The organism is Achromobacter sp. D7-1 (assembly GCF_059760445.1).
On sequence record NZ_JCBAMT010000002.1, the window covers coordinates 144,934 to 159,495 of the forward strand.

General features: G+C 63.7%; 13 protein-coding genes. 8 read left to right on the plus strand and 5 right to left on the minus strand.

The features are described from left to right. Nucleotides 1-61: 61 nt before the first annotated feature. The 5 genes from AC6LKD_RS01970 (at nt 62) to AC6LKD_RS01990 (ending at nt 4,607) form a co-directional block, all read left to right on the plus strand. A complete protein-coding gene (locus tag AC6LKD_RS01970; RefSeq protein WP_492275695.1) occupies nt 62-736 on the plus strand; it encodes a GntR family transcriptional regulator in 675 nt (224 codons plus the stop codon). A 146-nt stretch (nt 737-882) separates the two neighbouring features. Continuing rightward, nucleotides 883-1,788: a TauD/TfdA dioxygenase family protein gene (locus tag AC6LKD_RS01975; RefSeq protein WP_013397076.1), complete on the plus strand. Its 906-nt coding sequence runs from the start codon at nt 883-885 to the stop codon at nt 1,786-1,788. Between the two features lie 50 nt (nt 1,789-1,838). Beyond that, entirely contained in the window at nt 1,839-2,882 is a 1,044-nt protein-coding gene (locus AC6LKD_RS01980; protein WP_013397077.1) for an ABC transporter substrate-binding protein, read from the plus strand. A 1-nt stretch (nt 2,883) separates the two neighbouring features. Beyond that, nucleotides 2,884-3,717 carry an ABC transporter ATP-binding protein gene (locus tag AC6LKD_RS01985; RefSeq protein ID WP_498114885.1) on the plus strand — a complete coding sequence of 278 codons (834 nt, stop codon included), beginning with the start codon at nt 2,884-2,886 and terminating at the stop codon, nt 3,715-3,717. A gap of 11 nt (nt 3,718-3,728) precedes the next feature. Beyond that, the gene (locus tag AC6LKD_RS01990; RefSeq protein ID WP_498114887.1) at nt 3,729-4,607 is read left to right on the plus strand and encodes an ABC transporter permease; all 879 of its coding nucleotides are present in this window, start codon (nt 3,729-3,731) and stop codon (nt 4,605-4,607) included. Between the two features lie 81 nt (nt 4,608-4,688). Here the strand turns inward: AC6LKD_RS01990 and AC6LKD_RS01995 are convergent, their stop codons facing one another. The 5 genes from AC6LKD_RS01995 to rpmH form a co-directional block, all read right to left on the minus strand. Next, on the minus strand, nt 4,689-6,137 hold the full coding sequence (locus tag AC6LKD_RS01995) for a catalase (protein ID WP_013397080.1): 1,449 nt from the start codon (nt 6,135-6,137) through the stop codon (nt 4,689-4,691). A gap of 257 nt (nt 6,138-6,394) precedes the next feature. Continuing rightward, entirely contained in the window at nt 6,395-8,071 is a 1,677-nt protein-coding gene (yidC, locus tag AC6LKD_RS02000; RefSeq protein WP_498114889.1) for a membrane protein insertase YidC, read from the minus strand. 48 nt (nt 8,072-8,119) lie between these two features. After that, on the minus strand, nt 8,120-8,392 hold the full coding sequence (yidD, locus tag AC6LKD_RS02005) for a membrane protein insertion efficiency factor YidD (RefSeq protein ID WP_013397082.1): 273 nt from the start codon (nt 8,390-8,392) through the stop codon (nt 8,120-8,122). Further along, nucleotides 8,389-8,760, minus strand: coding sequence for a ribonuclease P protein component (locus AC6LKD_RS02010; protein WP_013397083.1), 372 nt, complete (start codon nt 8,758-8,760; stop codon nt 8,389-8,391). Before AC6LKD_RS02010 ends, yidD begins: the two co-directional genes overlap by 4 nt. Before the next feature lie 49 nt (nt 8,761-8,809). Further along, entirely contained in the window at nt 8,810-8,944 is a 135-nt protein-coding gene (rpmH, locus tag AC6LKD_RS02015) for a 50S ribosomal protein L34 (RefSeq protein WP_003816025.1), read from the minus strand. A 395-nt stretch (nt 8,945-9,339) separates the two neighbouring features. Between rpmH and dnaA the strand changes: the two genes are divergently transcribed. From dnaA to gyrB, 3 genes are all read left to right on the plus strand, one after another. Beyond that, entirely contained in the window at nt 9,340-10,803 is a 1,464-nt protein-coding gene (gene dnaA / locus AC6LKD_RS02020; RefSeq protein ID WP_013390765.1) for a chromosomal replication initiator protein DnaA, read from the plus strand. A 2-nt stretch (nt 10,804-10,805) separates the two neighbouring features. Further along, nucleotides 10,806-11,915 carry a DNA polymerase III subunit beta gene (gene dnaN / locus AC6LKD_RS02025; RefSeq protein WP_013390766.1) on the plus strand — a complete coding sequence of 370 codons (1,110 nt, stop codon included), beginning with the start codon at nt 10,806-10,808 and terminating at the stop codon, nt 11,913-11,915. 95 nt (nt 11,916-12,010) lie between these two features. Then, nucleotides 12,011-14,458, plus strand: coding sequence for a DNA topoisomerase (ATP-hydrolyzing) subunit B (gyrB, locus tag AC6LKD_RS02030; RefSeq protein WP_013390767.1), 2,448 nt, complete (start codon nt 12,011-12,013; stop codon nt 14,456-14,458). Nucleotides 14,459-14,562: the final 104 nt, after the last annotated feature.

The window sequence follows — 14,562 nt, forward strand, 5'->3', positions numbered from 1 at the left end:
CGGTCGCTATAATCGCAGCGGTCTGCGCCGGTAGCGGCGCGTGGTCAGCAACCATCACCGCATGCCCAAAACCCTTACCCCCAAGCGACTGCAGGAAGACACCGCGCCGGCGGCTTCGCTCGGCGAACAGGCGTATATCGCGATCAAGCGCATGATCCTGACGCAGGAGCTGCGCGCGGGGGACCAGATCAATGTTGCGCAACTGAGCGAACAGCTGTCGCTTGGCCGCAGCCCCATCCACCTGGCCATACACCGGCTGGATCGCGAGGGCCTGGTCGACATCCTGCCGCGCAAGGGCATTCTGGTCAAAGCGGAAACCATAGACAGCTTCCTCGAACTGATTGCGGCGCGCCTATTGGTTGAACCGCATCTGACCGGCCTGGCTGTGGACAATGCCACGCCGGCGCTGCTGGAACGCTTGCAAGCGCTGGTAGCGGCAGGTTGGGAATGCCATGAACGCCAGGACCGCCTGGGCAGCATGGAAATCGACCGCAGATTCCACCAGACGCTGTACGAAGCCGCCCGCAATGACATCCTGGCGGAGTTTGCGGGCAGTCTGCTGGACCGTTCCATGCGCCTGTGGTTCCGACCGCCTGCGGGCAAGGCCGAAAAGCCCAATGTGGCGGAACTGGAAGACCTGTACAAGATGGTCGAGCGCGGCGATAAAAAGGCCGCGGTGCGCAAGATGGAGCAGCATATCGGCTCCGTGCGCGGCAAGTTCCTTTCGCGCGAATAAGCTTATAGCCGCAACGCGAGGGCGCGCCATATGACGCGCAGGCTTGAACAAAGGCCGAATAATTCGTTTGCGTAGGGGTTGCCCGTTTTCATAATGGATCGTTCCTGAGCCGGCCTGGCCGGCGGCATTCGCGCAAGGAGCGATCCATGTCCCAGAGCAACGCGTTGCGCCTGTCCGAGGCGTATGCCGAACCCGCGACGCAAGCCTTTTCGATCCGCCCTCTGGCGGCCGTGACAGGCGCAGAAATCGTCGGCATCGACCTGTCGCGCGAGCTGGCCCCGGCCGATTTCGCCCAGGTGCATCGTGCGCATCTGGACCATCACCTGCTGGTGTTCCGCGACCAGCGCATCACGCCGAAACAGCACATCGATTTCAGCCGCCGCTTCGGCCGCCTGATGATCCATGTGCTGCATCAATTCCATCTGCCTGGGCATCCCGAGATCCTCATCGTCTCCAACATCGTCGAAGACGGCCAGCCGATAGGGCTGGGCGATGCCGGCAAGTACTGGCATTCGGACATCTCGTACAAGGAACTGCCGAGCCTGGGCTCGCTGCTGCACGCGCAGGAGCTGCCTGCGCAAGGGGGCGACACGCTGTTCGCCGACATGCATGTGGCGTACGACACCCTGCCGGCCGTCTTGCGCGACGCCATCGAAGGCAAGCGCGCCGTGCATTCCTATCTGGCCAAATACGGCCAATTGCAGAAGGAAGGCGCGTGGCGCCCCAATCTCAGCGCGCAGCAGGTGGCGCAGGTGCAGGAAGTGATTCATCCGGTGGTGCGCACCCATCCCGAAACCGGCCGCCGCGCGCTGTTCGTGAGCGAGGGCTTCACCACCCGTATCGAAGGCCTGCCCGAAGACGAGAGCCGCCAGATCCTGGACGAGCTGTTCGCCCATAGCATCCGGCCCGAACACATCTACCGCCACCAATGGCAGCCGCATGACCTGGTGTTCTGGGACAACCGTTCCCTGATCCACCTGGCCGGCGGCACGCCGGACCATCTGCGCCGCAAGCTGTACCGCACCACCATCGAAGGCGACCTGCCTTTCTGATGGTCAGCCTGCCGCAATTTCGCGCAAACCATTTATCCACAGGGACCGCCATGGGTTTTTCCTCCGCTCTACGTGATCGCTTGGTCCAGGCCGCTACCGGCGCAGGCCTAGCGCTGATACTTGCCGTGCTGGCGCTGGCTTCACCCACGCCGGCCATGGCGGAAGGCCGCATCCGCATCGCCGAGCAGTACGGCATTGTTTATTTGCTGCTGAACGTGGCGCGTGACCAGCAATTGATCGAAAAGCACGGCAAGGCCGATGGTGTGGATATCTCGGTCGAGTGGGCCAAGCTGTCTGGCGGCTCGGCGGTGAACGATGCGCTGCTGTCGGGAGCGGTGGATATCGCGGGGGCGGGCGTGGGACCGCTGCTGACGATCTGGGATCGCACGCGCGGCAAGCAGAACGTGAAGGGCGTGGCTTCACTGGGCAACTTTCCCTACTACCTGGTCAGCAACAATCCCAACGTGAAGACGATTGCCGACTTCACCGACAAGGATCGCATCGCGGTGCCGGCGGTGGGCGTGTCGGTGCAATCGCGCGTGTTGCAGCTGGCGTCGGCCAAGCTGTGGGGCGATGCGCAGTTCAACAAGCTGGACAAGATTTCCGTCGCGCTGCCGCATCCAGACGCGGCCGCTGCCATCATCGCGGGCGGCACGGAAATCACCGGGCATTTCGGCAACCCGCCCTTTCAGGAGCAGGAACTCGCCGGGAATCCCAATGCGCGCATCGTGCTCAAATCCTATGACGTGCTGGGCGGACCCAGTTCGTCGACGGTGTTGTTCGCCACCGAGAAATTCCGCAAGGAAAATCCGAAGACCTACAAGGCGTTCCAGGCCGCATTGCAGGAAGCCGCCCAGTTTGCCGCCGCCAATCCGGAACAGGCTGCGGACACCTATCTGCGCGTCACCGGCGCCAAGCTGGACCGCGACTTCCTGATCAAGGTGATCAAGAATCCCGACGTGCAATTCAAGCTGGAACCGCAGAATACCTACGCGCTAGCCGAATTCATGCACAAGGTCGGCGCGATCAAGAACGCGCCGGCAAGCTGGCGCGACTATTTCTTTGACGATGCCATCATCGCGCAAGGCAGCTGATATGGGGCTGAGCGCCGCAGCCCCTGTGGATAACACCGAAAAGGCCGCGCCTTTGCTGGCTGTGGATAAGGTGTCGATCGAATATAAGACGCGCGAACGGCGCGTGCGCGCCACGCATCAGGTCAGTTTCGACGTGCATGATGCGGAGCGCTTTATCCTGCTGGGGGCATCCGGCTGCGGCAAGTCCACGCTGCTCAAGGCGATCGCGGGCTTCATCGAGCCGACCGAAGGCCGCATCGCCGTCGACGGCAAGACCGTGCGTGGCCCCGGGCCAGACCGCATCGTGGTGTTCCAGGAATTCGACCAATTGCCGCCGTGGAAGACGCTGCGCCAGAACGTGGCGTTTCCGCTGGTGGCCTCGCGCAAGCTCGGCAGGCGCGAGGCCGACGAGCGCGCCATGCACTACCTGGATAAGGTCGGGCTGTCCGCGTTCGCCGATGCCTATCCGCACACCTTGTCTGGCGGCATGAAGCAGCGCGTGGCCATTGCCCGCGCCCTGGCCATGCAGCCGCGGGTACTGCTGATGGACGAACCCTTCGCGGCGCTGGACGCGTTGACGCGGCGGCGCATGCAGGAAGAACTGTTGGCATTGTGGGAAGGCGAGCGCTTCACGCTGCTGTTCGTCACGCATTCGATCGAAGAGGCATTGGTGCTGGGCAGCCGCGTGCTGTTGCTGTCGCCGCATCCGGGGCGCGTGCGCGCCGAGCTGAACGCGCATGCCTTCGGGCTGCACAGCCAGGGCTCCGCGGCCTTCCAGTCGGCTGCCAGACGCATTCATGACCGGCTGTTCGATGTCGCGCCGGCGCAAGCGCCCGCCGAACGGGCTGCGGCCTGAAGGAAACATGCATGAGTACTGCTTACGCGGGCGCCGTGCCCGTACGCCCCGAAGTGGAGTACGAACTGCCGCCTCTTCCGCCGCAAGCGGCTGAGGCGTCCCTGCCCTGGCATGAGCGCCTATGGCAGCACGCCAGCCTGCGCAAGCTGGCGATCCTGGCGCTGCTGGCCGGCATCTGGGACCTGGCGGCGCGCTATACCGATAACGATCTGCTGCTACCCAGCGCCACGCAGACGGCGGTGGCCTTCGTGCAGGGCATCGCCGGCGGCGAGCTGCTGGCGCGCGCCGGGCAGTCGTTGCGCGTGCTGGCGCAGGGCTATGCGGCCGGCGTGGCGTTGGCCTTCGTGCTGACCACGCTGGCGGTGTCGACGCGCTTCGGGCGCGATCTGCTGTCCACCTTGACCGCCATGTTCAACCCCCTGCCCGCCATCGCGCTATTGCCGCTGGCGTTGTTGTGGTTCGGGCTGGGCGAAGGCAGCCTGGTGTTCGTGCTGATCCATTCGGTGTTGTGGGCGCTGGCGCTGAACACGTATGCGGGCTTTCTGGGGGTGTCGGAGACTCTGCGCATGGCGGGTCGCAATTACGGCCTGACCGGTCTTCGCTATGTGCTGCAGATCCTGGTGCCCGCCGCCTTGCCGGCCATCCTCGCGGGGTTGAGGATAGGCTGGGCGTTTGCGTGGCGCACGCTGATCGCGGCGGAACTGGTGTTCGGGGCTTCCAGCGGCAAGGGCGGCCTGGGCTGGTACATCTTCCAGAACCGCAACGAGTTATACACAGACCGGGTGTTCGCGGGGCTGGCGGCGGTCGTCATCATCGGCTTGCTTGTGGAAAACCTGGTGTTCGATACCGTGGAGCGTGTGACGGTCAGGCGTTGGGGCATGCAGCGCTGATTGCCCGCCACGCAGAGCGGGGTTGCGAGCACAAAAAAAGGCGGCCCGGATGGGCCGCCTTATGCATGGGCGCGTCGCGCTTTACAGCTTCAGTCCCAGCGCCTTGGCAACGCCGGCGGCGTAGGCGGGATCCGCCTTGCGGAAATGTTCCAGCTGGCGGCGCTGGATTTCTTCCGGCACGCCGGCCATGTGGCGGCCGATGTTGCCGAACAACAGCTCTTGCTGCGCCGGCGTCATCAGGCGGAACAAGGCGCCCGGCTGCGAGTAGTAGTCATCGTCCACGCGATGGTTCCAGCGCGCCGCGGCCTGGCCGTCCAACGGCAGGGGCGGTTCGCCCGCGGACGGGGTTTCCTTCCACTGGCCCGCGCTGTTGGGCTCGTAGTTCAACGTCGCTCCGGCGTTGCCGTCGACGCGGCCCGCGCCGTCGCGGTGAAAGCTGTGGAACGGGCAACGCGGCGCGTTCACCGGGATCTGATGGTGGTTGATGCCCAGGCGGTAGCGGTGCGTATCGCCATACGAGAACAGGCGGCCCTGCAGCATTTTGTCGGCCGAAAAACCGATGCCCGGGACCACGTTGGCTGGCGTGAAGGCGGCCTGCTCCACTTCGGCGAAGTAGTTCTCGGGATTCTTGTTCAGTTCCAGCACGCCCACTTCGATCAGCGGATAGTCGCCGTGCGGCCAGACCTTGGTGAGGTCGAAGGGGTTGATGTGATACGTCGCGGCTTCGGCCTCGGGCATGATCTGCACCTTCAGCGTCCACTTCGGGAAATTGCCCTGCTCAATGTTGTCGAACAGGTCGCGCTGCGAGCTTTCGCGGTCATGGGCGACCACTTGCGCGGCTTCCTCGTCGCTCAGACAGGCGATGCCCTGCTGCGATTTGAAGTGGAACTTCACGTAGAAGCGCTCGCCGTCCTTGTTGATGAAGCTGAACGTGTGCGAACCGAAGCCGTGTTGCTGGCGCAGGTTGGCGGGAATGCCGCGGTCGCTCATCAGGGTCGTGACCTGGTGCAGCGATTCGGGGTTGAGCGACCAGAAGTCCCAGGCGGCGGTGGCATTGCGCAGATTGGTCTTGGGGTCGCGTTTCTGGGTGTGGATGAAGTCGGGGAATTTCAGCGGGTCGCGGATGAAGAAGACCGGCGTGTTGTTGCCCACCAGGTCCCAATTGCCTTCCTCGGTGTAGAACTTGATGGCGAAGCCGCGCACGTCGCGCTCGGCGTCCGCCGCGCCGCGCTCGCCGGCCACGGTCGAGAAGCGCAGGAACAGCGGGGTCTGCTTGCCGACCTGGGAAAAGATATTGGCGCGGGTGTAGCGCGAGATGTCGTGGGTGACGGTGAAGGTGCCGTAGGCGCCGGAGCCCTTGGCGTGCACCACGCGTTCAGGGATGCGCTCGCGGTCGAAATGGGCGAGCTTTTCTATCAGCCAGAAGTCTTCCAACAGCGCCGGGCCGCGCGGGCCGGCGGTCAGCGTGTTGTTATTGTCGGCCACGGGCGCGCCTGCGGCGGTGGTCAGATGCGTCTTCTTGTCGGTCATAGCACACTCCCTATGAAATGCTGGAATGCGGGGAGCCACTGTGGGCCCCGCGCCGTGTCTGGGACAACCCCGGCATTGCCGGCCAGGGGCTATCTCCGACACATCATAGGGGTCTTGCCTTACTGTGTGAAGTTGATTGATCTATAAAACTTGATAAAGAATAACTATCAAGAAAGTCGCGGATTGGCATGGAGCATCCTGCCGGGGCGAAAAAAAACCGGTCCGCATGGGACCGGTTTCTTGAGCAAGCGCGGATATCAGCGGTTGGCTGCAGCTTCCGTCTTGCGCTGCATGGCGCGGGTGATGGACCACTGCTGCGCGATCGACAGGGTGTTGTTGACGCACCAGTAGAGCACCAGGCCGGCCGGGAAGAAGAACATCATCCCGCCGAACACCAGCGGCATGATCATCATGACCTTGGCCTGGATGGGGTCCGGAGGCGTCGGGTTCAGTTTGATCTGCAGGAACATGGTGGCCATCATGATGGCGGGCAGAATGAAGTACGGGTCGCGGATCGACAGGTCGTGCACCCACAGGATCCACGGCGCGCCGCGCATTTCCACGCTGGCCAGCAGCACCCAGTACAGCGAGATGAACACCGGGATTTGCACCACCATCGGCAAGCAGCCGCCCAGCGGATTGATCTTCTCGGTGCGGTACATCTCCATCATGGCCGCGTTGAGCTTCTGCTTGTCGTCGCCGTACTTTTCCTTCAGGGCCTGCAGGCGCGGAGCGACCTGCTTCATGCGGGCCATGGAGCGGTAGCTGGCGGCGGCCAGGGGGTAGAACACGGCCTTGATCAGCACGGTCAGCGCCACGATCGTCCAGCCCCAGTTGCCCAGGAGGGAGTGCAGCCAGGTCATCAGCTTGAACAGCGGCTTGGCGATGATGGTCAGCCAGCCGTAGTCGACCACCAGTTCCAGACCGGGGGCCAGGGCCGCCATGGCCTTCTGGTCTTGCGGACCGACCCACAGGTGCGAGTCGACGCGCGTGGCGGCGCCAGGGGCGATCTCGCCCACGGCTTCGATGCTGCGAGCGGCGTACAGGTTCTTCTGCACTTCCAGCAGTTCGTTGGTGCGCTGCTTGCCCTGCGGGGGCACCCAGGCGGTGGCGAAATAGTGCTGGACCACGGCGATCCAGCCGTTGTCCGATTGCTTGATGTAGCTGGCCTTCTTCTTTTCGATGTCGCTGAAGGTGATCTTCTGGAACTTGTCCTGTTCCGAGTAGACCGCGAAACCGGTGAAGGTGTGATAGAAGCTGGACGTGTCGGCGGGGTCGTTGCCGTCGCGTTCGAGCTGCAGGTACAGGGCGGGCGACACGGGGGCGGCGCCTACGTTGGCCAGGTCGTGGCGCACGTCGACGTCATAGCGGCCGCGGTGCAGGGTGAAGGTCTTGGTGACTTTCACGCCGCCGGATTCGCCTTCGAAGGCGACCACCAGGTTGTCGCCGGTCAGCTGGCGCTCCGAGGACACGATACGGAAAGGCGTCTGGTGCGTGGGGAAGCTCTGGCCGTTGGGGGCGCCGACCACGCCGGTCTGCACCACGTAGTTCAGGCCGGCGGCGCGGTCCAGCAGCACCGTGGGCTTGTCCGGTTGGCCGGTAGCCGGGTACTTCAGCAGCTCGGCGCGCACCAGTTGGGCGCCCATGGTGTCGAACGTCAGGCGCAGCACGTCGGTCGTGATGACGACTTCTTCCGAACGCGCGGCAGCCGGCGCCGCAGCCCCGGGCACGGCGGATGCCGCGGCGGTCGCGGGGACAGGCGCACTGGGCACCGAGGGCGTCGCGTTGTTCGCGGCAGCCTGCGGCTCGCTCGTGGTGGCGGCCGGCGTGGGGCCGAACAGCGACGGCTTGCCGTTATGGATCTGCCAGTTGTTCCATAGGAGCAACAGCGAGAAGGAAAAAATCATCCAGAGGACGGTTCGTCGGATATCCATGGTGCCTACTGAGGTGAATACGGGCCAGCAAAGCCCGCCAGTTTAGCGTCAATCGTGCTCGGTGCGGTGGCTGTGGGAACAGCACGAGGGGCCATTGGTTCCCTTGGCCGGCGGAACCGGATCCAATCCGCCCGGCGACCAAGGGTGGCAGCGCCCTATTCGCCGGACCGCCAGCCAGAAGCCGCGCCAGGCGCCGTGGCGCTCGATCGCTTCGATCGCATACGCCGAGCAGGTGGGAGTAAAGCGGCACTGCCGGCCGATCCAGGGACTCAGGAAAAACCTGTAGAACCGGATCGGGGCAATGAGTAAAGCCTTGATCATCGCGCGATCCGCTCAAAGTGAGCGTCCACTTCGGCTCTGGCCGCGCGTTTCAGCGCAGTGAGCGTGGCGGGCGCAACCTTGCTATGCAGGCGCACGACGTAATCTTTTGCCGGCAACCCCAGGCGCCGATGGCGGAACGCCTCGCGGATGACCCGCTTGATGGCGTTACGCGTGCTGGCGTGGGCGGCGAACCGCTTGGCGATCACCAGGCCCAGGCGCGCACAGGCATCCTGGCCGGGAGGCAGATCATTGGGAGCGGCGCTCACAATGAAGAACGCCCCTCGGGCAAGACGCCGGCCTTTGAGGGCGGCGGCGAACTCGGAGGGGCGATGCAGCCGCGCCTCCGGCGGAAGCGTGGAGCGCGGCATGGACTGCAGGTCAGGCGTCAGGATTCCGGAAAAACCGGAAAACCAGGACTTAGACGGCCAGACGCTTGCGGCCCTTGGCGCGGCGAGCGTTCAGGATAGCGCGGCCAGCGCGGGTTTTCATGCGCACGCGAAAGCCATGGGTGCGCTTGCGGCGGGTAACGGAAGGTTGGTAGGTACGTTTCATGGACGATCCACAAAAAGAACAAAAGTCAGAAGGGACCTGCCCGGAAGGGTTCCTGGTCGCGCATTCAGGAAGCGGGTATCTAATGAGCATTTTTGCAACAGGTGCAAAAAACAACTCGTAGACGGGGCTCTGACCGGGGAAACCCCGGGCGACTTATAGAAGCTAAAACCAGGCAGTTGCATGGGCGTAGGCATCGTTAGACACCACCGGCAACAAAGCGCGGCTAAGCTCTCTGTGGAACCTTCTGACAGACAGAATTCGGAAAAGCCCACCATTTCAGCAAGTTTTCCCTGTCTTGTCAAACAGTTAAGCCTGGGCCATGCAGACACTTATGCCCTACCCTGTGGATAACCCCAGCCCAGGCAAGGTAGAATCGAGGTTTGAATAAGAGCGACATGAAAGAATTCTGGCAGACCTGCGTCAGTCGTCTTGAGCAGGAACTCCCCCCCCAACAAATCAGCGCGTGGATACGACCGCTGGTCCCGCTTGCGTACGACGAAACGCAGGCGGTGCTGCGCGTTGCCGCGCCCAACCGCTTCAAGCTGGATTGGGTGCGAAAGAACTTTTCCCACCAGATCGAAGCGTTGGCCGCGGAGTGGTTCGAGCGTCCGGTGCAGGTACTGTTTGAGTTGCCCTCCCAAGGCACTGCGCCGCGTATGCCGGTCGCGCCCGTGCGCGCTCCGCAACCCGCGCAAACGTACCCGTCCGGTGGTTCCCCTGCAGGCGGCGCGCCGCCGCCCGGACCCGCGCTAGCGCCCGCCCAGCCTGCTCCTGCGCCCGCGACGACGGCGGCTGCGCAAGCGGTGAACGCGGACGCAGCCAACATCGTGTACGAGCGCTCACGCCTGAACACCGACCTGACGTTCGAGAACTTCGTGACGGGTAAGGCGAACCAGCTGGCGCGCGCCGCCGCGCTGCAGGTGGCCGAGAACCCCGGCACGTCCTACAACCCACTGTTCCTGTACGGCGGCGTGGGCTTGGGCAAGACCCACCTGATCCACGCCATCGGCAATGCCATGGTGGCGGCGGGCACCGGTGTGCGCGTGCGCTATGTGCATGCCGACCAGTACGTGTCTGACGTGGTGAAGGCGTACCAGCGCAAGGCGTTCGACGATTTCAAGCGCTACTACCATTCGCTCGACCTGCTGCTGATCGACGATATCCAGTTCTTCTCCGGCAAGAACCGCACGCAGGAAGAATTCTTCTACGCGTTCGAAGCGATGGTGGCCCAGCGCAAGCAGATCATCATCACCAGCGACACGTATCCGAAGGAACTGTCGGGCATCGACAGCCGCCTGATCTCGCGCTTCGATTCCGGCCTGACGGTGGCCATCGAGCCGCCGGAACTAGAAATGCGCGTGGCGATCCTGCTGCGCAAGGCGGAATCCGAAGGCGTGCCCATGCCCGAGGAAGTGGCGTTCTTCATTGCCAAGCATCTGCGCAGCAACGTGCGCGAACTGGAAGGCGCGCTGCGCAAGGTCCTGGCCTACGCCCGCTTCCACGGCCGCGACGTGCTGACGGTGGATGTCTGCAAGGAAGCCCTGAAGGACTTGCTGTCGGTATCCAACGGCCAGATCACCGTGGAGAACATCCAGAAGACGGTGGCGGATTTCTACAAGATCAAAGTGGCCGACATGTACTCGAAACGCCGGCCCGCCAATATCGCTTTGCCGCGCCAGGTCGCGATGTACCTGGCCAAGGAGCTGACCCAGAAAAGCCTGCCGGAAATCGGCGATCTGTTCGGTGGTCGTGATCACACCACCGTGCTGCATGCCGTACGCAAGATTTCCGACGCCCGCGCCAAGCAAGCGGAGCTCAACCATACCCTGCACGTGTTGGAACAAACTCTAAAAGGATGAACATGCAACTCGTACAAACCACACGCGATGCATTGCTGAAACCGCTATCGACTGTGGCGGGCATCGTCGAAAGACGCCATACCCTGCCCATTCTGGCGAACATCCTGATGCGCAAGGAAGGCAACAAGGTTGCCTTCATTGCGACCGACCTGGAAGTACAGATCACCACCCATGCCGATTTCGGCGTGGGTCAAGACAACGAATCCACCACGGTCGCCGCGCGCAAGCTGCTGGACATCCTGAAGGCCCTGCCGGACACCGGCGACGTGCGCCTGGCGCTGGCCAGCAACAAGCTGTCGGTACAGTCGGCCAAGAGCCGTTTCGCGCTGCAGACGCTGGCTGCCAGCGAATTCCCCACCGTGGCTCAGCCCGAGCAGTGGGACGTGTCGCTGACCATGCCGCAGCGCACGCTGCGTCACCTGTTCAACATGGTGCACTTCGCCATGGCGCAACAGGACATCCGCTACTACCTGAACGGCATGCTGCTGGTGTTCGAACCGGGCCGCGTGCGCGCCGTCGCCACCGATGGCCACCGCCTGGCGCACTGCTCGACGGAAGCCGACGGCATCAGCGAACGCCATGAAGTGATCGTGCCGCGCAAGACCGTGCTGGAAATGCAGCGCCTGCTGGAAGACTCCGACGAGCCTGTCTCCATCGACGTGGCGCCGGGCCAGATCCGTTTCCGCTTCGGCGACGTGGAACTGGTGTCCAAGCTGGTTGAAGGCAAGTTCCCCGACTTCACGCGCGTGATCCCGACGAACTACACGCGCCATTTCCTGGTCAACCGCGAAGCGCTCCAGGGCAGCCTGCAGCGCGCCGCCATCCTGACCACCGACAAGTTCAAGGGCGTGCGCCTGCAACTGGCGCAGAACCAGATGAAGATTTCGTCTTCCAACGCCGAGCAGGAAGAGGCGCAGGAAGAAATCGACATCGACTACGGCCATGAAGCGCTGGATGTGGGCTTTAACGTCGGCTACCTGCTCGACGTGCTGGCCAACGTCAAGGTGGACAACATCCAGTGGTCGGTCATGCCCGATGCCAACGCGTCGGCGCTCATCACCTTGCCCGAAGACGACCAGTTCAAGTACGTCGTCATGCCCATGCGGATCTGATCCGCGCCACTTGTGGGTTTGTGCCGCGGCGCAGCCTCGTGCTGCGTCCGCGGTCCGGCCGCCAGGCCGTTCTTTAAAGCGTTATCGATACAGACATGTCAGATCAGCAGAACACCACTCCCGAGAACAGCGGCTACGGCGCTGACTCGATCAAGATGCTCAAGGGGCTGGAGGCCGTGCGCAAGCGCCCCGGCATGTACATCGGCGACACGTCCGACGGCACCGGCTTGCACCACATGGTGTTCGAAGTCGTCGACAACGCCATCGACGAAGCCCTGGCCGGCTATTGCGACGACATTGTCGTCACGATCCACACCGACAACTCCATCTCGGTCACCGACAACGGCCGCGGCATTCCCACCGACATCCACAAGGACGACGAATTCCACCGCAGCGCGGCGGAAATCGTCATGACCGAACTGCATGCCGGCGGCAAGTTCGACCAGAACTCCTACAAGGTGTCTGGCGGCCTGCACGGCGTGGGCGTGTCTTGCGTGAACGCGCTGTCCGAATGGCTGCGGCTGACCATCCGCCGCAACGGCGAAGTGCACCAGATGGAATTCCGCCAAGGCGAGCGCGTCGCGCCCCTGGCGGTGACCGGCACGACCGACAAGCGCGGCACCGAAGTGCGCTTTCTGGCCGACCCGATCATCTTCAACAACATCGAGTACCACTACGAGATCCTCTCCAAGCGCCTGCGCGAGCTGTCGTTCCTGAACAATGGCGTGAAGATCCGCCTGATCGACCAGCGCCAGGGCAAGGAAGAGAACTTCGCGTTCTCCGGCGGCGTGAAGGGCTTCGTCGAATACATCAACCGCAGCAAGACCGTGCTGCACCCGAACGTGTTCTCGGTCACCACCGAGTCCTCGGCGGGCGGCGTGCCGGTCGGCGTCGAAGTGGCGATGCAGTGGAACGACAGCTATAGCGAAAGCGTGCTGTGCTTCACCAACAACATCCCGCAGCGCGACGGCGGCTCGCACCTGACCGGCCTGCGCGCGGCGATGACCCGCATCATCAACAAGTACATCGCCGATAACGAACTGGCCAAGAAGGCCAAGGTCGAAACCTCCGGCGACGACATGCGCGAAGGCCTGGCCTGCGTGCTGTCGGTGAAGGTGCCCGAACCCAAGTTCAGCAGCCAGACCAAGGACAAGCTGGTCTCCAGCGAAGTGCGCCCGGCGGTTGAAGAAGCCGTGGCCCGCACGCTGGAATCCTGGCTGCTCGAGAACCCGATCGACGCCAAGGCGCTGTGCGCCAAGATCGTCGAAGCCGCCCGCGCGCGCGAAGCCGCGCGCAAGGCGCGCGAGATGACCCGCCGCAAGAGCGTGCTGGAAGGCGCCGGCCTGCCCGGCAAGCTGGCCGACTGCCAGGAAAAGGATCCGGCGCTGTGCGAGCTCTACATCGTCGAGGGTGACTCCGCAGGCGGCTCGGCCAAGCAGGGCCGCGACCGCAAGTTCCAGGCCATCCTGCCGCTGCGCGGCAAGGTGCTGAACGTGGAGAAGGCGCGCTTCGACCGCCTGATCGCCAGCGAACAGATCGCCACGCTGATCACCGCGCTGGGAACCAGCATCGGTCCCGACTTCAACGTCGACAAGCTGCGCTACCACCGCCTCATCATCATGACCGACGCGGACGTGGACGGCGCGCACATCCGCACCCTGCTGCTGACGCTGCTGTACCGCCAGATGCCCGAGCTGGTGCAGCGCGGCTACGTGTATATCGCGCAGCCGCCGCTGTACAAGGTCAAGGTCGGCCGTGAAGAACGGTATCTGAAGGACGACCAGGAAGAAGCGCAGTTCATGCTGCAACTGGCGCTGAAGGATGCCGAGATCATCTCGGGCGGCAACATCATCCGTGGTGACGAGTTGAGCGACCTGGCGCGCCAGTACGTGGCGGCCGACGGCGTCATCGCGCGCCTGTCGCGCGTGTTCGACGTGGGCGCGTTGTCGGCCATGGCCGAAGGCGTGGAGATCAACCTGGAATCGGCCGAGTCGACCGCCGACTCCGCCCGCCGCCTGGCCGACGCCATGCGCGATCCGGTCAGCGGCAACGGCGTCGAAGTGGTGCCGCAGTTCGACGAAGCCACCGAACGCCATCGCCTGTCGGTGCAGCGCATGCATCACGGCAACGTGCGCGTCAGCATCATCGATGCGGACTTCGTCAACGGTTCGGACTACGCCGTGCTGTCCAAGGCCGCCAAGAGCTTCTCCGGCAAGGTCAGCGCGCGTTCGCTGGCTGCCCGCGGCGAAGGCGAAAAGCGCAAGGAACAGACCGTGTCCGACTTCCGCGAAGCCATGCAATGGCTGCGCAGCGAAGCCGACCGCAGCATCTCCAAGCAGCGCTACAAGGGTCTGGGCGAAATGAACCCGGAACAGCTGTGGGAAACCACCATGGACCCGAAGGTGCGCCGCCTGCTGCGCGTGCAGATTGAGGACGCCATCGCGGCCGACGAGGTCTTCACCACGCTGATGGGCGACGACGTCGAACCGCGCCGCAACTTCATCGAGACGCATGCGCTGTCGGCGGGGAACATCGACGCCTGACGGCTCGGGATCCCACGAGAATCCGGTTTCTTCCCGAGAGACCCAGATTCCGTGAAAGGGGGCTGCCTTGCAGCCCCCTTTTTCTTTGCGCAACCACGGCGGGT